This window comes from Paraburkholderia fynbosensis (assembly GCF_902859935.1).
GTDB lineage: Bacteria > Pseudomonadota > Gammaproteobacteria > Burkholderiales > Burkholderiaceae > Paraburkholderia > Paraburkholderia fynbosensis.
Window position 1 is genome coordinate 399,378 of the sequence record NZ_CADIKI010000004.1, and the last position, 20,049, is coordinate 419,426.

Below are 20,049 nucleotides of genomic sequence, written 5' to 3' on the forward strand. Positions count from 1 at the left end.
CGCGTCGCGTTTTTACACAGCCTGGGTCGGGTCCTGCCGCTCGCAGACACGCTATGGCTGGCCGGGCTCGACGATGCGTGTTTGCTCCCGACTCGGCAAGCGCGACCGGCGCAGTTCGTATCGACCCATCGTTAGCGACGGCCGCTGCGGCCCCACACGTAGCGTACCCAGCGTTGCCATCGGCTCTGTTGCGCAGCAGCGGTAGTATTGCGCTTTGCCTGCTCTTCGCGGTCGCGCTCGACGCTCTTTTGGACCTGTTGGTGGATCTGGCGCAACGTCAAGTCACCGGGTCCTTTCAGTTCGTCCGGATCGGGTTTGTCTGTCATGGGAATAGCTCATTCCTGAGAAGATCGATTTGATCTTGATACATACGGGCGGTCGCGGCAAGTACGCGACCGCTGCCTTCGAATCTGTAGGACTGGCACAATCGAGATGAACTTCTACCCGCTCGGGAATCCTCATGCCAGACGCTGTCCCGCCTTCGCTTCCTTCGCGGGCAATAGGCCCCCTGTTTGCCCTGTTTCCCTTCATGCGCCCGTATGCCGGGCGCTGGGCGCTCGCGTTCCTGGCGCTGGTGACGTCGGCGGGCGCCACCCTGGCGTTGCCGGTGGCGTTCAGATACCTGATTGACCGCGGCTTCGCCGCGGGTGACCGTGCGCACATCGATCGCTATTTCCTCGCGTTATTCGTCGTTTCGCTCGTACTGGCCGGCGCCACGGCACTGCGCTTCTACTTCGTGTCGTGGCTGGGCGAGCGGGTCACGGCTGATTTGCGAAGTGCGGTCTACGACCACGTGCTGGAAATGAGCCCGCAGTTCTTCGAAACCACGCAGACCGGAGAGGTGCTGTCGCGGCTCACCACCGACACCACCTTGATTCAGACGGTGGTGGGCAGCAGCCTGTCGCTGGGGTTACGCAACTTCTTCCTGCTTACCGGTGGCGTGGCGATGCTGGCAGTGACCAGCCCTGTGCTGTCAGGCTACATCATCGCCACGCTGGTCGTGGTGGTCGCTCCCATCGTTGTCTTCGGTCGGCGCGTGCGGCGCCTCTCGCGCGCCAGCCAGGACAAGGTAGCGAACGCGAGCGCGCTGGCGGGCGAGGTTCTCAATGCCATGCCGACTGTCCAGTCGTATGCGCAGGAGCCCTTTGAGGCGCGGCGGTTTGCCGGCGCGGTGGAGGTGGCCTTTGCGACCGCGCTCACGCGCATTCGGGCGCGCGCCTGGTTGACCGCCGTGGTTATCGTCCTGGTGTTCGCCGCCATCGTGTTCGTCCTCTGGCTCGGTGCGCAGGATGTGCTGGCCGGGCGGATGACGGCTGGCCAGTTGTCCCAGTTCATCCTCTATGCGGTGTTCACCGCCGGTGCGGTGGGCGCAGTCGCCGAAGTGTGGGGCGATCTGCAGCGGGCTGCCGGCGCCACTGAACGGTTGTTGCAACTGCTGGCGGCACGCTCGCCGGTGGTGCAGGCCGAGGCCACGGTCACGCTGCCGGCGCGTGGAGACGGCATCCGCTTCGACAATGTTAGCTTTTACTATCCGTCCCGCCCCGGTATCGCAGCACTCGCCGGGCTCTCGCTCGACGTCCGCGCGGGCGAACATGTCGCGCTGGTTGGACCGTCCGGCGCCGGCAAAACCACGCTGTTCCAACTGCTGCTGCGCTTTTACGACCCACAGGCGGGCAGCATTCTGATCAACGGCGTCCCGACGCGGCAGGTGCCGCTCGTCGAATTGCGCAAGGGAATCGGGGTGGTGCTGCAGGAATCGGTGATCTTTTCGGGCAGCGTGCTCGACAACATCCGCTACGGCGCGCCCGACGCCACACTCCCGCAAGTGCAGCGGGCCGCCGAAATGGCGGCTGCGGCCGGCTTTATCGAAGAACTGCCGCAAGGCTACGACACGTTTCTAGGCGAGCGCGGAGTACGGCTGTCTGGCGGACAGCGCCAACGCATTGCGATCGCCCGCGCGATCATGAAGAATCCACCCATCCTGCTGTTGGACGAGGCCACCAGCGCGCTCGACGCTGCGAGCGAGCGCCTCGTACAAAAGGCGCTGGACAATGCCGCGCAGAACCGCACCACGCTGGTCATCGCGCACCGCCTCGCGACCGTACAGCAAGCGGACCGCATCGTCGTGCTGGAGCAAGGCGGCATCGTCGCGCAGGGCCGTCACGCCGACTTGCTTTTGAGTTCGCCGCTCTATGCCCAGCTTGCGGCCCTGCAGTTTGGCGAGCAGATTGCGCATACGGGACAGAGCGACGCTGAGTGCGATCGCGTCGACTCGGCGTGAAGACACGATCCAGGTCGGCACGGGCAACTGCAGGGCTCCAACGGACCGACATGACGCGGTAGGCTTTATTGACCTTAGAGGTATTCCATGCTTCAAGACAGCGACGTCGCAACTCGGATCCCAGCGCAAGACCTCGCTCGCGCAAGATCTTTCTACTCGAGCAAGCTCGGCCTTGAGCCGGTGGAAGAACGGGCTGGTGGCCTCCGCTACAAATGCGGCAGGGGCTACTTCACACTCTTTCAGTCGTCTGGGTCGGCCTCAGGTACTCATACCCAAATGGCCTGGGAGGTCGATGACATCCAGGCAACCGTTAATGAGCTGCGACAGCGTGGAGTCGCGTTCGAAGAATACGATCTTCCCGGCCTCAAAACGATAAACGGGATCGCTGATATAGAAGGGAATTACCCGTCCAAGGGTGGGGTAGGCGAAAGAGCTGCTTGGTTCCGAGATAGCGAGGGCAACCTCTTCGGCATTGGGCAACCGCTTAAGTGAGCAGGCCGACGCCATGCCTCAAAGCGGCGCTTAGGGTCAAAGCAGGCTATCGGTGCAAGGGAATCGACTATTGTCGATTTCTTGACTGCCCGCTCGTCGTACGTATGGGCGGTCGTGTTTGCGATGCGCTGCCGACCGGCACCTATAGTCCGTATGGGAAAAAGGAGATTGCGAATGACTTACGTCGATGGATTTGTTGTCCCCGTGCCTACAGCCAACCGCGAAGTTTACAGACAGTTCGCCGAAAGAGCGGCGGCCGTCTTCAAGGAGCACGGCGCGTTGAAGGTGGTCGAATGCTGGGGAGATGACGTGCCGGAGGGCAAGGTGACGTCGTTTCCAATGGCGATCAAGCGCAAGGATGATGAGACGGTGGTGTTCTCCTGGGTTGTCTGGCCGTCGCATCAGTCGCGAGACGAAGGAATGAAAGCGGTAATGGCCGACCCGCGGCTGCAACCAGATAAAAATCAGATGCCTTTTGACGGCCAGCGGCTAATCTATGGCGGTTTCGAAGTGATTGTCGACGCGTGATGGCAGAAAAACATGGCGTCGGTTCGCGTTGAGACGCGAACCGGCGCCGCGGCCTGGCATTGAACATCCGCGATGCAACGCGTGACTTTAACCTTTACGCCGAAAGTTGTGCGCGGTTACGAGGTTTGGGGCCGCACTACAGGAGGAGCTCGCCGTGCCACGCGAAGCCGTCACCGCCTGCCGCATCTGCGCCGGCAACTGTTCACTACGCTTGACCCTGGACGACGCCGGACGCGTCGTTGCTGCGCGCGGCGACCGCGACAATCCGCTCACGCGCGGCTACGCCTGCATCAAGGGCGTGTATCTGCATGAGGTGCATAACAGCGCGGAGCGGCTCCTGCATCCGCTGAAACGGCAGCGCGATGGAAGTTTCGTGCCGATGCCGCTTGATGTGATGCTGGCCGAGATTGCGGCGCAACTCGAGGCACTGATCGAGCACCACGGCGCCGATGCGGTCGCAGCCTTTCGCGGCACCATGAACTACTCTAATCTCGCCGCCAATCATATGTTGCCCGCCTTCCTCGCGGCGCTGGGTTCGACTTCGCTTTTCTCTACAATGACCATCGACCAGTCGGCCAAATGGGTGACATTTGAGCGGCTGGGCTGCCGGCAAAGATCCGTACGCGAACGCCGACGCGCTATTGTTCGTCGGCACCAATCCGCTGGTATCGCTATCCACGTTCAATTTCGCATTGCAGAATCCGGTCAAGCAGCTCCACGAAGCGAAGGAGCGCGGCCTGAAGCTGGTGGTGATAGATCCACGGGAGACAGAGACTGCCCGCCATGCCGATGTCTTCCTGCAGGTGTTGCCGGGCGAGGACCCGACCGTCCTGGCTGGCCTGCTGCGCATCATTCTGTGTCGCGGCTGGCACGATGATGGATTTTGCGCGCGCTACCCCAACGACCTGCGACGACTGGCGCGCGCGGTCGAGCCGTTCACGCCCGAATACGTCGCCGAGCGCGCCGGCGTAAGCGTCGAAGCGCTCGAAGCCGCCGCTGCAGCCTTCGCGGAACCCGTCCGGGAGGCCGGCGGCCTGCACCGCAAGCGTGGCTCGGCCGCGTCGGGAACCGGGCCCAACATGGCGCCGCACTCCAATCTGGCCGAGCATCTGGTCGAATGCCTCAACGTCGTATGTGGCCGCTTTGCTCGCCCCGGCGACCCTGTACCGAATCCCGGCGTGGTCGCCCCACGCTACCAGCGCCGCGCCGAAGTGATTCCGCCACGCCGTTCTTGGGAATCCGGCTGGAAGAGCCGTGTCGGTGGGTATGGCATGCTGTTCCTCCGACCACCGACGAGCTGCTTGCGACCCTGGTTCGCCACGGCTCGATTTCATTTGACGACCTGAAGCTGAACCCACAAGGGAAAATCTACGAGGTCGAACCGATGATCGTGCAGCCCGGCGAGCCAGCGAATACCGCGCGCTTCGACGTGATGCCGGACGACGTCGAGCGCGAACTGGCCGGCGTACTGAACGAAGCGGGGACGCCGCCGGGGTTCACGCATCGCCTGGCGGTGCGGCGCGTGCGCAACGTGCAGAACACCATGTACCACGACCTGCCCGCGGTCCGCCGACGCATGCCGTTCAATCCGGCCTTTGTGCATCCCGATGACCTGGCTGCTCAAGGACTGACCGAAGGCCAGCGCGTGGCCATTGTTTCGCCGCACGGCCGCATTGGAGTTATCGTCAAAGCGGACCCGGCACTGCGCCGAGGCGTCGTGTCCATTCCGCACGGCTGGGGACCGATGCCCGACGAGGAGCCCGAAGAGTACGCCGGCGCCAATCCAAACCAGTTGCTCAGCACAACAGTTGGCCTTGATCCGATCAACGCCATGCCGGTAATGAGCGCGATGCCGGTACGCATCGAAGCTGTAGATTGAATCGCAAGAGAGAACCCCCCGTTCGAACTGAACGGTTTGTTTTCGAGCGTGACAGTTGAAATCCTTAAATCCGAGCATCGGTCGGGTTCGGCGTTTGATGGCCCGATGGTCCTGCTCCACGATGTTATTCAAGTACTTGATCTGACGAACCCTGCGCGCGCGTGATTCTGAGTGGCATCGAATTGATGCACATGATTAAGAAAGGACAGGTGAAATGTTCGGCAAAAACTTCGTTGTCTGCCGCCCAGCAATTTTACTCGTTGGTTTCATAAGCGATCCTTCGCATATCGCCTTTGCTTGACCCGCTTACCTTACTGCGACCGGAACCACTGGCATGCCATACACAGTAGTCGTCCTGACTGCCCCAACCGCTGTTGCACGCCGCCATACCCGCGCAGTCGCCCCGCTGCCGGCTGCAGGTTTTTCACACATTAGCGAAAGCGATCTATCCTTGAAGAGTTCTGCGTAACATTTTCTCGTTTCCTTCCATAGGAGGTGCGTCATGTCGATGTCTGCCACTCTCCAGGACTGCCTGCGCAGCAAGGGCACCCAGTACGAAGTTGTGCGTCATCCGCTCAGCCATTCCAGTGTCGAAACCGCGGCAGCAGCCCATATTCCCGGCGATCGCCTCGCCAAAACCGTGCTTCTTGAAGACGAGCACGGCTATGTGGCGGCGGTGCTGCCATCCACCTACGCAGTGCGGCTGTCGTCGCTTTGGGCACAGACCGGACGTCAACTTTGGCTGGCCAAAGAGGTCGATTTGCGGGAACTGTTCAAGGACTGCAACGTAGGGGCGCTGCCGCCGGTCTGTACGGCCTATGGCATGCAAACCTATCTTGACGAGAGCCTCACCCGCCAGCCGGACGTCTATTTCGAGGCCGGCGATCATGAAGAGTTGATCCACATGGGTACGGATCAATTCCTCGATCTCATGGACAGGGCCGAGCGGGCACGCTTCGCCCGTCGCATGCAGGGTATGCCATCTTCCTGAGCGGCGCCCGCGTGATGCGGCAAGGCTTGCGCAGTGCGGCATAAAGGGCACTGCGTCGCTCAACCTTTGCGCGAGGCAGATCATGCAACGCAGCGATGCGGTCTTCAAGCAGGTGATGGCAGCCTTCGAGCGCGAATCACACCTGAAGCTCCACAATCATCCCATTCATATGAGTTGTGACGGTGACGCCCTGACCGTCACAGGCGAGGTGCCGAATATCGCATCCAAGAAACGCCTTCTTCGCTTGACCCAGATGCGCAGCGAGGGGACACGTGTGGTGGATCAGCTGCGTGTCACCGCCGCCCCGGCGGTCGGTGACGGCGAGTTGCGCACGCGTATCTGCGAACGGCTTGCGCAGGCGGTCGAGTTCCGCCACTGCGTAATCTGCGCGCGCGTCAAGGGTCAGCTTGAAGTACTGCGCGGCACGATGGACGCGGCGGGCAACGACGGCAGCGGCGTCGTCGAAGTGACGGTCGACGATGGGGTGGTGACCTTGACCGGGCAAGTGACCAGCCTGTCTCACAGGCGTTTCGCGAGTGTGACTGCCTGGTGGGTCGGCGGGTGCCGCGATGTGGTGAACCTGTTGGAACTGGTGCCCGCCGAAGCGGACGGCGACGATGAGATTTCCGATGCCTTGCACCTGGTGCTCGAAGCCGATCGGCGCGTGCGCGCCGAACAGATCACGATCAATGTGGAAAATCACCGGATCACACTGGCAGGGTGGGTGGCGACCGAAGCCGAAAGACGGCTGGCGGAACAGGACGCCTGGTGTCTGGATGCGATCGACGGCGTCGTCAATCGCATCCACGTGCGGGCCTGATCCGATCGCCGGTCAGCGTGCGGCAGTTTTTCCGCTGGCAAAGTTCTGCTCTCTAGCCGGGCAGGCCGGTTCGCGGCGAGCGTGACATGAGTGCGAGCAAGTTTCTGTCGGCCGTGACGATGGCCGTGTTGTTCGGAGGATCTCTGAGTGCGAATGCGGCGGGTTCGTGTTCTGCGGCGTTCTCCGAGGTCGATGTCAAAGACGGCCTCAAAGTACAGGCCAATTGTGGAGTCCCCGTCCGGGCCCTCAACCGCATGGTTGCCGAATTGAACCGTTCGGTGAAGCGCGCCAGACTCTCCGATCTCCAGATCGTCTCGCTCGCGAGAGCCGCCAACGTGATACTGGCTGCCGTACAGGTGCGTTCGGGCCGCATTGAGCACGGCACCGATACCGCGTTCGCGAACATCGGACCGCTTATTGAACGCCTTGCCGGGCAAATCAGCGCGCGGCCCGACGCGGACCCGGTGGCCGAAGCCCGGCAATGGGGCGTTCGTTACGACGATCTGCTACGCAGATCGTCGATCGCACGGAGTTCCGATCCTCTTGAACTGCAAATAGATGAAGCGCTCGAGCGCTTCGATCTGGACGGTGCATCGCAGCGACTAACGAAGCTGCTTGGAAAAAAACAGGGAACTGCGCAGGTGCTCGCGGCCCGGAGTTATGAGGCTGGCGAAATCGAGTTGCTGCGCTTCACGCCGGGCAGCGCACTGCCGTATCTGGAAAGGGCCTACTCGTTGCAACCGGAAGACACCGACACTGCGACTGCGTTTTCGGACACGTTGGCTGAGCAACGCGAGTTTGCACGTGCCGAACCGATTTATCGCGCGCTGCTGTCGCGCTATCAGCTGCTTGCACAGGAGAAGCCCGCAGCCTATCAACCTCACATTGCGCGCATGCTCGAGAAGCTTGGCAACGTCTACGTTGGGCTGCAACGGCCACGGGAAGCGGAGGCGGCCTACCTGCGGGCGCTGGAGATTTATTGGCTACTCGCGCAGCAGAACCCGCAGGCCTACGGCTCTGCGGTGGCAGAAACCTTCGACAACCTCGGTGTCCTGTATCGCGATACACAGCGCCTGACGGAGGCAGCGCAGGCATATCGCGAAGCGCTGAACATCGATCGTGCATTGGCCTATCGCGACCCCGCGACCTACCAACCTGAAATCGCGACGATGCTTAACGACCTCGGCATCCTGTACGACGCTACGCAACGCCCGAGCGATGCGGAACAGGCGTATCGCGAGGCACTGGAGATCCAGCGGGCTCTCGCGCGCGGCAACCCCGCGGCCTATCGACCGGCGCTTGCGCGTACGATCAACAACCTCGGGAACCTCTATAGTTCCACGCAGCGACTCCACGAGGCAGAGCATGCCTACAAGGAAGCGCTCGCGATCCGGCAGCAGCTTGCCCGCAAGAGTCCAGCACTTTATCTGCCCGACGTGGCGCGCACGCTCAGTAATCTCGGCGCGCTCTATCGTGCCATGCAGCGGCCGAAGGAGGCTCAGCAGGCTTATCAGGAAGCCTTGCAAATCTATCGTTCGCTAGTGCGGGACACGCCCGCTGTCTACAAGTCAGACGAAGCGCGGATGCTGAACAATCTAGGTGTCCTGTTCACTCATAGCGGGCGTCCGCGCAAGGCGGAAGACGCCTACCGGAGTGCGCTGGACCTTTACCGGACTCTGTCGCGAGATGACCCCGTGACCTACCGTCGGGATGAAGCACGGACACTCGGCAACCTCAGTGCGCTTTTCAGCCAGACCCGACGACCGCGCGAGGCGGAAGAGACCCGGCGTGAAGCAGCTCGTCTTCTCGACACAACAGAAGCGCCGTAAAACAAAGATGCGATTGTGTGGAAGCCTAAATAATCACGTAGACTTTTCGCGTCGTTTCATGCACCTGCCACAGCCCTTAGGTGTTCGCTTCGGAAAACAACGTATCGCCGCCGGTGAAGTGAATCGTGTCTTTGCCGTCTGGCCTGAACGATCCGGACCCGACAGAAAATGCATCACTTCGGCCGGCGTTGTCACGTTCGCAGGGCTGGTCGACCAAGATGCCGTAATGAAGAAGACGAAGACGCTCTATCACGGTCACCGGTTCCCGGCGTCAATCATCAGCCACGCCGTTCGGTGGTACTTTCGCTTCCAGCTCAGTCTGCGCGACATCGGCGAAAGTCCCTCTGGCCAGAGTCGTGCCAGTGAATCCGCTGGGCGGGGCGCCCGCGAGAAACGCGCTGTCCGGTGAGCGCGCACGTTCAATCGTCGAGCGATTCGTGAACCGCTTGCGCGCCCTGTTTCCAGTAACTGGCCGCGCGAATGCGCGACTTGTCGACACCGCGTTCCGCGCACAGATGCTGGCGCACCGCACGCATTGTCGCGGATTCGCCGGCGGCCCACACGTAGCCTTCGCCGTGTTCCGGCAGATAGATCTCGCGGACCGCCTGCAACAGCGCCGCGCCGCGTTCACGCGCTTCACTGCGATGACACCAGACCAGATGCAGCTCGGCTTGTGTCGTGAACTCGATTTGCGCCGACGGATCGGCCACTTCGATCACCGCGGCGGCGCGCGTGCCGGGCGGCAGTTCTTCGAGGCGGCGGGCAATGGCGGGCAGCGCGGTATCGTCGCCGACCAGCAGATGCCAGTCGAACGCGGTAGGAATCACGAGCGAGCCGCGCGGGCCGCCGATGCCGAGGTGCTGGCCGACTTTGGCCTGCGCCGCCCAGTTCGCGGCGGGGCCGGCCTCGTGCATCGCGAATTCGATATCGAGCTCACGCGCTTCACGATCGAAACGGCGCGGCGTGAAATCGCGCGCCGTCGGACGCTGGCCTGCCGGAAACACGGGACCGTCGGGACCGGCTTCTGGCAGTGTCGGTTTGTCCGAGCCGGGCTCGGGGAAAAACACCTTGATGTGGTCGTCGAACGAAGCGGAGACGAAGTCCCGCAGATCGTCGCCCGTGAAGGTCACGCGAATCAGATGCGGGGTCAGCGCGCGCACCTGCTTGACCTGCAGCAGACGGAATTTCAGCGGATGGCGCACACGATGCACGGCCAGGTCGGGTCGATTGTCATTGCTCAGCATGAGGGTGGTGCTCCTGTTGGGTTTGAATCGCGCGGGGCGGCCGCGCAGCGGTGCTGCTGGCGTGCGGACACCAGGCAGCAGACCGCGTGATCTCAGACGGCGGGTTCACCGCCGCTGCTTTCGCTAACGGGGCCTTCGATTTCTCTTGCCGCACGCATCAGGATCGCGGCGATACGGCGCTGCTCGTCGGCCGGCGCGTTGTCACGGCGCAGCAGGGCATGCTTCAGCGTGCGGCGCGCTTCGTTCAGTTCGGGCAGCCAGCCGCCTTCGCTGATGTCGGCGGGTTCTTCGCCGGCAAAGGCGCGTCGCACCGAATCCATCTTGCGGGCGATGTGAGTCAGCTTCGCCAGCATCAATTCGACGCGCTCGCGATTGGCGGCCAGATAGTCGCGGCCCATGTCTGCCAGTTCGTAGCGCTTGCGGTTGCCTTCGAGTTGCACGGTGACGTAGCCGAGTTCTTCCAGATACGTGAGCGCCGGATAGACCATGCCGGGGCTCGGACTATAGAAGCCGTTCGAGCGCATTTCGAGTGCCTTGATCAGTTCGTAGCCGTGACTCGGCTGGGCGTCGATCATCGACAACAGCAGCAGTTGCAGGTCGTCCGAACTGAACTTGCGACCGCGCGGAAAACCTTCGCCGTCGCCGCCGAAGCCGCCCGGTCCGCCGCCGAAGCGCCCGCCACGACCACCGCCGCGCGGATCCTGATGACGGCCGATTGCGTGCCACAGCAGCGCTTGCGGCGAGAAGCGGTGGCGGCCGCGCGGGCCGTGCGCACGTGCATCGGCGTGAAGTTCGCGGCGGCTGTGGTGGCCAGCGGCGTGGCCGTGAAACTCGCGTTCACCGCGCGGGCCAGATTCATCGCTGGAGAACGCGTGGCGCTCTCCATGGCCATGTGCATTGGCGTGCGATGGATGCCAGTCGCCATGTCCGCCGTGACGGCGTTCGAGCTCGGCGCCACCGCGCTCGCCACGCTGCGCCTGATCGCGGACGAACGCATGCCAAAGTTTATGGAGCGTCGTACCGTCGGAGCTTGCGCAGAAACCGTCATCCGCGCTGCGCGGATTGGAAAAACGATGTTGGTGTCGCATTCGGGGCGCTCCCGTGAATGTCTTAAGATGTGTCTTAAGATATATATCTTAAGATGGTCTGTCAAATTTTTTTTTGCGGCCTATCGGCGCGCAACAAAGTCCGCGGGATGGTGAAATCGGACGCTCGGGTGGACTAAGACGAACGCTTGCAATATCTGTCAATTCTCCCGATGATTCGTGCCCTAGCTCGGAAACAAGAACAGACAAAAGGGGGCAATGTGGGACTTACTGACCGCGGTTCGAACTGGGGGAAGTGGGATCTTCACATTCATTCACCCGATACTCATCTCGCAAACCGCTACAACGGCGACTGGCGGGGCTTCGTAGGCGCGATTGCAGCGTCGAATTTCGACGCTATTGGAGTTACAAATTACTTTCTGTTTGCCGACGAAGAGGTAGAGCGAACGCAAGCGGCAATTAGGGAAGCGGGCTTGGCTACCACTGTAATCGGGAACCTCGAGTTTCGTCTGACGCAGCCCAACAAGGACGGCGAAGCGATCAATGCGCACATACTTTTCAATCCCGCTATCCCGACTAGGGAAATCAATAACCGTCTTTCACGACTGAAGCTCATCAACACCTCCGACCCGAGTGGCGACCGTCAGATCTATTGCAACCTTGATGACATCAATGCAGCAGGGCAGCATCTAAAAAACATAACCGTCGAATTCCGAACGCTGCGGGATTGGGTTGACGATAGTTTCGATCCAGACGATTGCCTCTTCGTTGGTTGTCCGACTGGTTGCGCTCACTGAGCTATCAAGCCACCAAGCGGCCGGTGGCATCGTGCGAGCCTGCGAATGGCTGATCAAGGTTCCGTTGCTGAACGCGTACAGTCGGCCAGTCTCAGTCATTCGCGGGGACAGCGCCAACGGCGGCTGTCAGAAGGGCGGATTCAACCGGTTGAATCCGGACGTTCCGCTCGTGGCGTTGAATGACCGCGGAGGGTGGCGGATTCAACCGGTCGATGCAAGTCGACCTCTGGTGAACAAGCTAGGCAATCAGCATCGGACCGTGACCGGCCAGGAGCCGCCGCTCGCCATAGCCTCCACGTGGTCATTTGAGCGGTTCTATGCGCCCGATAACGGCCCCCCGCTCCAGGGGCCCTGCGGGTTGCTCCACGAGGCGCAGCGTGGTTCCGGTGATAGGCAGCGAATTAGCCGGTTATTCCATTTATGCCAGCGGGTAAAAGAAAAAGCCCGTCTCCAATGGAGTACCGGCCTCATCCAACCAGGAACAGCGTGTTTTCTGTCAAAACATAGCGCTCTATAGTCCCGAGGTCGCATGCCGGCTTACAGTTCGCCTCCGGCGGCGCCACCTTAAGCGCCGTTAGCGCGCACCGATTATGGTCCATGCGTGTATGGATGAGACTCCCGTTGGCCTTGTTGGTGCGATATGCATGCTCAGCCAACTTTTGCAGTTGCGCCCACAGGGCCGCAATGCGCGTATCCCTTGGGCTGATGAATTGCCGGGGAGGGCAAGAGCGAATGGCTGCTGTACTTTGGCGTTTGTCGAGCGGAAGCAGCTACGAACGCGCTGGGGAATTGAGTCGATCATGAGTCGATCACCCGCCGCTATTTAGGTCGAAAAACTGCATGCCGCCGTGGTAAAGACAAAACGCGGTTGCCTAAAATCGCGAAATCTTCGTATCGGCCAAAAGTTTGCTGTTTCACGCCACGCGGTCCGCAAGCCGCGCCACGGACCACTATGATCCACCAAAGGCGACGCAAAACGCGTGGCGAGCATGAGAGCGTGCAATGTGCTGCATGAAGTATTGTGTTTGGCGCCAAGCCGCCGGTCTACGACGGCCCAGAATTCAGATCCACGAGAAAGTGCGAGCGTGATTAATTTCGTTCGTAGAAATCTGTCGGCTTCGCCAACCTCCATTCTTGCGGGGCGAACCCATGACCTACATGGTGATTTTATTTCGAGGGCTCAGGATCCAATTACTTCGGACTACATGTAATCTAAGGTCGGCGCTAAGGGCACTCGGAGAGATGAAGAACGCATGCGCAACACGCGGTGATTTACAGGGCTGTCCAATGGACGGAAAAACCGGACTAATTTTCTTACTGAACGCCCAACTCTGCCGGGTAAGTACTGCGCTGATGGAAGGCCCGACAAGTCAACCTTAAACGCTCGATCAAGCTTGTTGCTAAGGGAGGTGCCTATCGCAGATGCTTCGAGTCAAATGCCCCCTCACACCGGTTAATCGCCGTCCCGACCCTTCCGGGCGATGCTATTTCGGACTTACGAATTGCGTCCGTCGTGACGCAAAACGGTTCCGTCGTCGTACCGCAGTTGCTTTCGTCTCTCACTCGTCTACCCAGCACGAAGCTCGTGAACCGCAGGTTGCGTGGCCCTGTTTGCATTAGTCCCGCGCCTGCCTTTATGGTCAAACGCTTTCATCGGGAGAATTGGCATGCGAATCAACACATCTATCTCAGTTGTTGCCGTAGCCCTCGGCCTTAGCGTCGCTTACCCGGCGCTCGCCGGGGAAAATGACGATGACACCGGCGCACGCTGCACGCTGCCGCAAGGGACGGTCTCGTTGGTCGAGAAGCAGCTTTTCACTGTCGTCAACCTGAGTGACGCCAACGGAGGCATTTTCAAACCGAACCGGATGTGGGCAGCAATCGTGGACCGTGAGGGCCATCTCTGTTCCGTTATCAAGACGGGGGACGCATGGCCGGGCAGCCGTGCAATCGCCATTGCAAAAGCGTACACGGCGAATGGCTTTAGCAATGATGCGCTCGCGCTCTCAACCGCCAACCTGTACGCGGCGACGCAGCCCGGTGGATCGCTCTACGGGCTTAACAATTCCAACCCGTTCAATTCTCGTTTCCTCGAACAGGGCACCGGAATCGGCCATACGGTCGGCGGCGTCATCACGTTCGGCGGAGGGGTCGCACTCTACGCCGGCGGCAAGGTCATCGGCGGCCTGGGGGTGAGTGGCGACAGCGCGTGCGCCGATCATGCCATCGCCTATCGAATGCGCAAGCTCGCCGGTCTCGGCACAGTCCCGAAGGGCCAAGGGCCGAACAACACGGACAACATCGTCTACGCTGCAAGCACGTCGCCGATGGGCTTCGAGCACCCGCATTGCTTTCCGAGCGACCTGAGTGCGAGCGCTATTGAGAACGTTGGCGGCCGATAATGGTCGACGCGTGACTACCCGCTAGTGAAGAAGTAGGGCGAATACAAGGGAAACAATAATGGCCGACCCGTTAACCTGGTCGCCTGAACAGCTACGCAACCAGCGTTGCGCACACAGCCGCTCGTTCGACGACGACCGTATGACCGGAACGGCCGACCAGCGGCAAGCGCTCCGGCGAGAGGAACGGCAGTTTGATTGTGCACAACGGACTTTGACGGTGTGGAGAGCCGAACGACGGCGTTGGGTCGTAAGTACGCACTGACGACTGGCCGTTTTCGGGCAGCGAAATCCCACTGGCCGCTTTCGGGTGATGCATTTGACGAGCGGACTGACGCAGCCCGACCCGTTGCCGTCACTCGGATCGCGCCGTGGGCGGTGGCCGTTCTGGGAACACCAACGGACCTCCATCCACGTCACATCGTCTTGCAATTGCCAGCCGTTGTGGAAGTTCGCTTGAAAGAGGCGTCGGCACGCCGAACAAACCTCTACGGTAAACAAGAGAACAAACGGAACCGTTAGTTTTAACTTGACCCGCTTACGGAGTCTGCAAGGTGCCGTCTTTCAGGCGCGTTTGCGTCCACGTCGTCACGACACTCTCGCACGGATATTTTGCGGCATCGGTCTCATTGATATCGACGCCGAGCCCTGGCTTGTCATTCGCATAAACATGGCCGTTCCTGTACTCGGGCAGGCCAGGGAACACATCGAGCAACGCGGCTCTGGGCCCTTTGAGTTCCTGGATCACGAAGTTGGGCGGCTCAGTACCCGACCATTCCTGCACGCCAAAATTACGCGACGCGAGATCGATATGAATGTTCGCCGCATGCGCGAGCGGCGACATGTCGCCGGGCCCGTGCCACGCGGTCCTTACGCCGAACTGCTCCGCGAAGATCTGCAGCTTGCGCCCGGCCGTGATACCTCCGATCTGGCTCAGGTGAACGCGTATGAAGTCGATCAGGCGTTCGGTGATCAGAAAGCGCCACTCCGATGGATTGTTGAACAACTCGCCCTGAGCCAGCGGCGTAGTGGTCTTCGCTCTGAGCTGCCGCATCCATTCGCCATCTTCCAGCGCGATCGCATCTTCAAGAAAGAACAGGTCGTACTGCTCCAGTTCGCACGCGAACTTGATGGCCTCGACCGGCTTCAGCCGTTCATGCACGTCATGACACAACGCGACGTCGAAGCCTATCTTGGTGCGAAGGCCATCGAACAACTTGAGCGTGTCGCGCATGTACTTTCGGCTGTCGAGATACACACCGTCTAGTGCTCCTTGCGGTGCGCTCGACGGCGCCTTGCCAAAGCCCGCGCCGCCATAACCGCCGCTTTGGCAGCGGATATGCGTGACGCCCTGCTCGCGATATCGCTGGATGTTCTCGCACAACTCGCTGAGATCGCGCCCATCCGCATGACGATAGATCGGCACGCCTTCGCGGCACTTGCCGCCGAAGAGCTGATAGATCGGCATGTTCGCCATCTTGCCCTTAATGTCCCACAACGCCATGTCGATGCCCGAGATCGCGTTATTCTCGATCGGTCCATTGCGCCAGTACGCGTTCTGATGCATCAATTGCCAAAGCTCTTCGATTGCTTCGGCGTCGCGGCCAATCAAAAGGGGTCGTAGATACTCTTCGATCAGACATTTGACCGCGACATGCCGATAGGCAAACGTCGCGCATCCGAGGCCATACAGACCGGCCTGGTTCGTCTCCACCTTCACGACGATCAGGTTGATGCCTTCTGGTGCGGTCAGGATGACCTTTATATCGGTAATCAGGGTTGCCATATCGTCTCTGCCGGTATCGGGCGCACTGCGTGTCTCGCGTAGGGCGCCCAGGTTTCATATGATTCATGCGGGCCGTGTGCTTACGTGCGGCCCACGGCGAGCGGTGCATCATGCTTTGAGCGCTCGTCCGAACGCGCGGGGACGGTGATCGTCAGGATGACCGAGAGCAGCAGGGCACCCGCCATGAACATGTACGAAGCGGCAGGGCTGCCCGTCGCGCCGTTCAGATAGCCGACGACCCACGATCCGCAGAACGCGCCGAGCGCGCCGCACGCATTGATGAGGCCGATCGCGCCGCCCAGCACGTTGCTCGGAATCAGTTCCGGGACGAGTGCGAAGAACGGGCCGTATGGCGCATACATCGACGCACCGGCGATGACCAGCAACGCGAACGAGAGCCAGAAGTGCGTGCTGCCGAGCAGATACGAACCCACGAACGCAAATGTCCCGATGAGCAGCAACGGCCAGACGAAGAGCTTGCGGTTGCGCGTCTTGTCGGAGAGCCACGAGGCGAGCAGCATCAGGATGATCGCGCCGAGGTACGGCACGGCGGCGAGCCAGCCGACCGATACGATGTCTATCGTCGACGCCTGCTTCAAGATCGACGGCAGCCACATGATGAAGCCGTACACGCCGATGCTCCACAAGGCATGGATGGCGCAGCACTTCAACACGATCGACGAGCGAAAGGCGGTCTTGTAGTCTCGCACCGGTGCGATGTGCGCCTGCTCGGCCTTGAGGCGCGCGTCGAGCTCGACTTTTTCGGCGTCGCTCATCCACGGCGCATCGGCGGGGCGGTCCTTCACCGTGAACCACCAGACGATGGCCCATGCGATCGCCGGCAGCCCTTCGATGACGAACATCTCGCGCCAGCCGAAGCTATGCACCAGATAGCCCGACACGACCGACATCCACAACACCGTCACCGGATTGCCGAGAATCAGGAACGTGTTCGCACGCGAACGTTCGCTGCGCGTGAACCACCGGCTGATGTACATCAGCATCGACGGCATCACGGCCGCCTCCACCACGCCGAGCACGAAGCGCAATACCATCAGCATCGGGATGTTGCTGACCATGCCGGTCGCCGCCGCGCACAGTCCCCACAGAATCAGGCTGAAGAAGATCAGCTTTTTCACGCTGTTGCGCTGAGCATAGATCGCGCCGGGCACCTGAAACAGGCAGTAGCCGAGAAAGAACAGCGAGCCGATCAGCGACGACATGCCATGCGTGATGCCGAGATCCTTGTCGATCCCGGCGGCAGCGGCAAAGCCGTAGTTCGCGCGGTCGAGATAGGCGAGGCTGTAAGTGATGAAGATGATGGGCATCAGATACCACCATCTTTGGGGTGCCACGGGTTTGACGCTTTCCATGATGTCTCCGGATCTTTGCTGCGTACGAAGGTTGGGCGCGGGCTGTTGTTGTTGTTCCCGCGAAGTCTTGAGTTCAGAGCACGGCGAGCCAGCCGCCGTCCACGTAGATGATCTGGCCGTTCACATAGCTCGATGCCTGCGACGACAGGTACACCGCGGTGCCGACGAGTTCGTCCGGCTTGCCCCAGCGTTGCGAGGGATTGCTGCTCTTGACCCATGCATCGAAGGCGGCATTGTCGACCAGCGCCTGGTTCATGTCGGTGAGGATGTAGCCCGGGCCGATCGCGTTTGCCTGGATGTTCGACGACGCCCACTCGGCGCTCATCGCGCGGGTCAGCATCTTGATGCCGCCCTTCGCCGCCGTGTACGCGCCGACCGTCGCGCGCGCGCTTTCGCTCGTCAGCGAGCCGATGTTGATGACCTTGCCGCCCGTGCCGCGCGCGATCATGCGGCGCGCCGCCTCTCTCGCGACAATGAACGCGCTCGTCAGATTGGTGTCGATCACGCGCTGCCAGTCGGCGAGTTCGAGTTCGACGAGCGGCTTGCGAAACTGGATGCCCGCGTTGTTGATGACGATGTCGACCTGCACGCCGTCCTTATCCCATTGCGCGAATGCGTCGGCGACAGCTGCTTCGTCGGTGACGTCGAATGCGCGGCCTTGCGCCTTGAAGCCTTTGCTTTCGAGCCGGTCGGTCGCTTCGGCAACGGTGTCGGCGCGCGTGCCGTTCAGGATCACGCTGGCGCCAGCGGTGGCGAGACCCTCGGCAAGCGCAAAGCCGATACCTCTCGCGGAGCCCGTGACGAGCGCCGTGCGGCCGCTCAGATCGAATAACGTTGTCATGCGTTTTCCTTTCGCGTGTTGAGACGAGGCGCGAGTGCGCCCCTCGCGGCCGGCAAACCGGTCGCGATGAATAGTGTGTGCGTCGTGGCGTGCTTAAGACGTCAGGCGGGCTTCTCGTTGACGGTGCTGTTCAGCGCTGCCCGATCCTCGAAATCCTTCTCGGCGCGCCGGATGAGCGTGAGGACCGCTTGTTCCGCGGCTTCCGGATCGCCTTGCTCGATCGCGATGCAAAGCGCTTCGTGCATCGGCAGCGAACGGGCCGGGCCGCCCGCGATTTCCGAGCTGAGTTCGAAGCTCGTGCGCAGAATCGCCGACAAGGCGTTCTGCATCTGTTGCACGAACTGGTTATGGCAGGCGGTGAGGATCGCGCCGTGGAAGGCGAGGTCGGCGGGCACGTATTCGCCGTTGCCCGCGACGGCGCGTTCCATTGCCTTGTAGGCGCGCCGCACGGCTTTGCGGTCATCGTCCGTGGCCCGCTTAGCGGCGAGTTTCGCGGCATTCGGCTCGATAATCAGGCGCAATTCCATCAGGTCATCGATGAGACCGGGGTCGAACGTTCCTGCTCGCGCGCGCCACGTGATCACGTCCGGATCGAACAATTGCCACTGCGAGCGCGGAAGCACGATCGTGCCGTAGCGGCGCCGCACCTCGAGCATGCCTTTGGCGGAGAGCGATTTCATCGTCTCGCGGATGGTGATGCGGCTCACCTGCATCTGCTCGGCGAGCACGGGTTCGGCCGGCAGAATCTCGCCTGGCGCGAATTTGCCGGAGCAGATCTGCTCGCCCATCTGATTCAGAACCCGCCGGTGTAGGGTAGCCATCAATCTATCTCTCTAGATCATACGTATGATGTAGAAAGATAGACTCGCGTGCTTCATTGCACAATTCGGGATGACCCGCACTCTATGGCTGGAGCGCAAACGGGGTGCGGCTGGCAGCTCGCGCCGATGCCGCGCTTACTTCGGTTCTTCGCGATGGATCCGCGCGGCGAGACAATCGCGTCCACCGCGCCTTAGTGCTGGTAGAACGCTTCTATCTCGTGCGCGACGAGTCGCCGATCAGGACCAATGCCGATGTCTATCAACCGAAAAACCGCGTCACCGTCGGCAAAGGGCAGCGCGTACAGCCTCTTTCTCACACGTGGATTGAAGGGGGTGCAGTGCGCCCCGACGTCGCCGGCCGTGGTGCGGACGTTCATCGATCAGCCGCTCGAAGGCGCGGGGGGCGCGAAGCAGCAACTGGAATCGGATTCGCGCGAAATCGCAGGGCTGCGCTTGCTCGACGAGCGCTTCACGGTGATCCGTCAGGCGATGGGTGTGCCGAAGAGCCGTGGCCCCGCCGCGGCAGATGTACTCACGCAGTTCGTCGAGGAGATGAAAGGGTCGGGATTCGTTGCAGATGCGCTAACGTCATACCGGATTTACGGCCGTAGCGCACTAGCCTCGCAGCACTCGGCCGCTTGACCGAGCACTTCAGCGCCGCTTGCCCCTGCACGGGCACCGGGGTCGAGCGCCGCAGCCAGTGACAGGACCTGAAGGGATTGTGTTGAAAAAGTCTGTCGACGCGCGGATTGTTCGGTATCCTGGAAGACATCGATCGACGGGAGTGATTCGTCATGATGGGTCAACTGGACAGCGGACAAGACAAACTTTTCTACTCGTTCAACCTTGATAACCACGTCCCTCGCGAGCACCTGTTGAGAGGCATTGATCACTTCCTGGATCTGAGTGATCTACGCCGGCA

At 61.2% G+C, this 20,049-nt stretch carries 18 protein-coding genes and 6 pseudogenes; 14 read left to right on the forward strand and 10 right to left on the reverse strand.

Translation table 11 applies throughout. The features are described from left to right. Positions 1 to 131: 131 nt before the first annotated feature. Positions 132 to 326, reverse strand: coding sequence for a hypothetical protein (locus tag HV770_RS09565; RefSeq protein WP_175159156.1), 195 nt, complete (start codon positions 324 to 326; stop codon positions 132 to 134). A gap of 134 nt (positions 327 to 460) precedes the next feature. Here HV770_RS09565 and HV770_RS09570 point away from each other — a divergent pair, with 134 nt between their 5' ends. The 6 genes and pseudogenes from HV770_RS09570 (at position 461) to HV770_RS38510 (ending at position 5,180) form a co-directional block, all read left to right on the forward strand. After that, complete coding sequence (locus HV770_RS09570) at positions 461 to 2,281, forward strand: ABC transporter transmembrane domain-containing protein (RefSeq protein ID WP_175159157.1); 1,821 nt, start codon at positions 461 to 463, stop codon at positions 2,279 to 2,281. 87 nt (positions 2,282 to 2,368) lie between these two features. Beyond that, entirely contained in the window at positions 2,369 to 2,773 is a 405-nt protein-coding gene (locus HV770_RS09575) for a VOC family protein (protein WP_175159158.1), read from the forward strand. 174 nt (positions 2,774 to 2,947) lie between these two features. Further along, complete coding sequence (locus HV770_RS09580; protein ID WP_175159159.1) at positions 2,948 to 3,301, forward strand: DUF1428 domain-containing protein; 354 nt, start codon at positions 2,948 to 2,950, stop codon at positions 3,299 to 3,301. 154 nt (positions 3,302 to 3,455) lie between these two features. Then, positions 3,456 to 3,563, forward strand: a pseudogene (locus HV770_RS39545) (hypothetical protein); the annotation flags it as partial. Positions 3,564 to 3,891: 328 nt separating this feature from the next. Next, a complete protein-coding gene (locus HV770_RS39380) occupies positions 3,892 to 4,647 on the forward strand; it encodes a molybdopterin-binding domain-containing protein (RefSeq protein ID WP_281366204.1) in 756 nt (251 codons plus the stop codon). A gap of 38 nt (positions 4,648 to 4,685) precedes the next feature. Continuing rightward, positions 4,686 to 5,180, forward strand: coding sequence for a molybdopterin dinucleotide binding domain-containing protein (locus tag HV770_RS38510; protein WP_246290774.1), 495 nt, complete (start codon positions 4,686 to 4,688; stop codon positions 5,178 to 5,180). A 51-nt stretch (positions 5,181 to 5,231) separates the two neighbouring features. Here the strand turns inward: HV770_RS38510 and HV770_RS09590 are convergent. After that, positions 5,232 to 5,333 (reverse strand): annotated as a pseudogene (locus tag HV770_RS09590) (DDE-type integrase/transposase/recombinase); the annotation flags it as partial. Here HV770_RS09590 and HV770_RS09595 point away from each other — a divergent pair. The 4 genes and pseudogenes from HV770_RS09595 to HV770_RS09610 form a co-directional block, all read left to right on the forward strand. Further along, positions 5,333 to 5,452, forward strand: a pseudogene (locus HV770_RS09595) (IS6 family transposase); the annotation flags it as partial. The pseudogenes HV770_RS09590 and HV770_RS09595 sit on opposite strands and share 1 nt — an antisense overlap. A 230-nt stretch (positions 5,453 to 5,682) precedes the next feature. Then, positions 5,683 to 6,171, forward strand: coding sequence for an aminoacyl-tRNA deacylase (locus HV770_RS09600; protein ID WP_121322941.1), 489 nt, complete (start codon positions 5,683 to 5,685; stop codon positions 6,169 to 6,171). 82 nt (positions 6,172 to 6,253) lie between these two features. Then, complete coding sequence (locus tag HV770_RS09605; RefSeq protein ID WP_175159160.1) at positions 6,254 to 6,991, forward strand: BON domain-containing protein; 738 nt, start codon at positions 6,254 to 6,256, stop codon at positions 6,989 to 6,991. 86 nt (positions 6,992 to 7,077) lie between these two features. Continuing rightward, positions 7,078 to 8,820, forward strand: coding sequence for a tetratricopeptide repeat protein (locus HV770_RS09610; RefSeq protein ID WP_175159161.1), 1,743 nt, complete (start codon positions 7,078 to 7,080; stop codon positions 8,818 to 8,820). Positions 8,821 to 8,896: 76 nt separating this feature from the next. On the opposite strand, the pseudogene HV770_RS39660 reads toward HV770_RS09610, so the two are convergent. Then, a pseudogene (locus HV770_RS39660) lies at positions 8,897 to 9,003 on the reverse strand (cupin domain-containing protein); the annotation flags it as partial. A 43-nt stretch (positions 9,004 to 9,046) separates the two neighbouring features. Between HV770_RS39660 and HV770_RS09615 the strand changes: the two are divergent. Continuing rightward, positions 9,047 to 9,151: pseudogene (locus HV770_RS09615) on the forward strand (IS6 family transposase); the annotation flags it as partial. An 88-nt stretch (positions 9,152 to 9,239) separates the two neighbouring features. Here the strand turns inward: HV770_RS09615 and HV770_RS09620 are convergent. Then, complete coding sequence (locus tag HV770_RS09620) at positions 9,240 to 10,064, reverse strand: siderophore-interacting protein (protein ID WP_175159162.1); 825 nt, start codon at positions 10,062 to 10,064, stop codon at positions 9,240 to 9,242. Between the two features lie 92 nt (positions 10,065 to 10,156). Then, the gene (locus tag HV770_RS09625) at positions 10,157 to 11,152 is read right to left on the reverse strand and encodes a PadR family transcriptional regulator (RefSeq protein WP_246290776.1); all 996 of its coding nucleotides are present in this window, start codon (positions 11,150 to 11,152) and stop codon (positions 10,157 to 10,159) included. Between the two features lie 146 nt (positions 11,153 to 11,298). On the opposite strand from HV770_RS09625, the gene HV770_RS09630 reads away from it, so the two are divergent. Next, complete coding sequence (locus HV770_RS09630) at positions 11,299 to 11,907, forward strand: hypothetical protein (RefSeq protein WP_175159163.1); 609 nt, start codon at positions 11,299 to 11,301, stop codon at positions 11,905 to 11,907. Between the two features lie 467 nt (positions 11,908 to 12,374). On the opposite strand, the gene flgN is transcribed toward HV770_RS09630, so the two are convergent. Beyond that, entirely contained in the window at positions 12,375 to 12,677 is a 303-nt protein-coding gene (gene flgN / locus HV770_RS39665) for a flagellar export chaperone FlgN (RefSeq protein ID WP_175159194.1), read from the reverse strand. An 897-nt stretch (positions 12,678 to 13,574) separates the two neighbouring features. Between flgN and HV770_RS09640 the strand changes: the two genes are divergently transcribed. Then, the gene (locus HV770_RS09640) at positions 13,575 to 14,309 is read left to right on the forward strand and encodes a GlcG/HbpS family heme-binding protein (RefSeq protein ID WP_175159164.1); all 735 of its coding nucleotides are present in this window, start codon (positions 13,575 to 13,577) and stop codon (positions 14,307 to 14,309) included. A 535-nt stretch (positions 14,310 to 14,844) separates the two neighbouring features. Here the strand turns inward: HV770_RS09640 and HV770_RS09645 are convergent. The 4 genes from HV770_RS09645 to HV770_RS09660 all read right to left on the reverse strand — a co-directional run bounded on the left by HV770_RS09645 (position 14,845) and on the right by HV770_RS09660 (position 19,127). Continuing rightward, entirely contained in the window at positions 14,845 to 16,092 is a 1,248-nt protein-coding gene (locus HV770_RS09645) for an enolase C-terminal domain-like protein (RefSeq protein WP_175159165.1), read from the reverse strand. An 80-nt stretch (positions 16,093 to 16,172) separates the two neighbouring features. Further along, positions 16,173 to 17,465 carry an MFS transporter gene (locus HV770_RS09650; protein WP_175159166.1) on the reverse strand — a complete coding sequence of 431 codons (1,293 nt, stop codon included), beginning with the start codon at positions 17,463 to 17,465 and terminating at the stop codon, positions 16,173 to 16,175. Between the two features lie 73 nt (positions 17,466 to 17,538). Next, positions 17,539 to 18,306 carry an SDR family oxidoreductase gene (locus tag HV770_RS09655; protein WP_175159167.1) on the reverse strand — a complete coding sequence of 256 codons (768 nt, stop codon included), beginning with the start codon at positions 18,304 to 18,306 and terminating at the stop codon, positions 17,539 to 17,541. Positions 18,307 to 18,407: 101 nt separating this feature from the next. Further along, positions 18,408 to 19,127: a FadR/GntR family transcriptional regulator gene (locus tag HV770_RS09660; RefSeq protein ID WP_175159168.1), complete on the reverse strand. Its 720-nt coding sequence runs from the start codon at positions 19,125 to 19,127 to the stop codon at positions 18,408 to 18,410. A gap of 144 nt (positions 19,128 to 19,271) precedes the next feature. Here HV770_RS09660 and HV770_RS09665 point away from each other — a divergent pair. Next, a pseudogene (locus tag HV770_RS09665) lies at positions 19,272 to 19,769 on the forward strand (type 2 periplasmic-binding domain-containing protein); the annotation flags it as partial. Between the last annotated feature and the right edge of the window lie 280 nt (positions 19,770 to 20,049).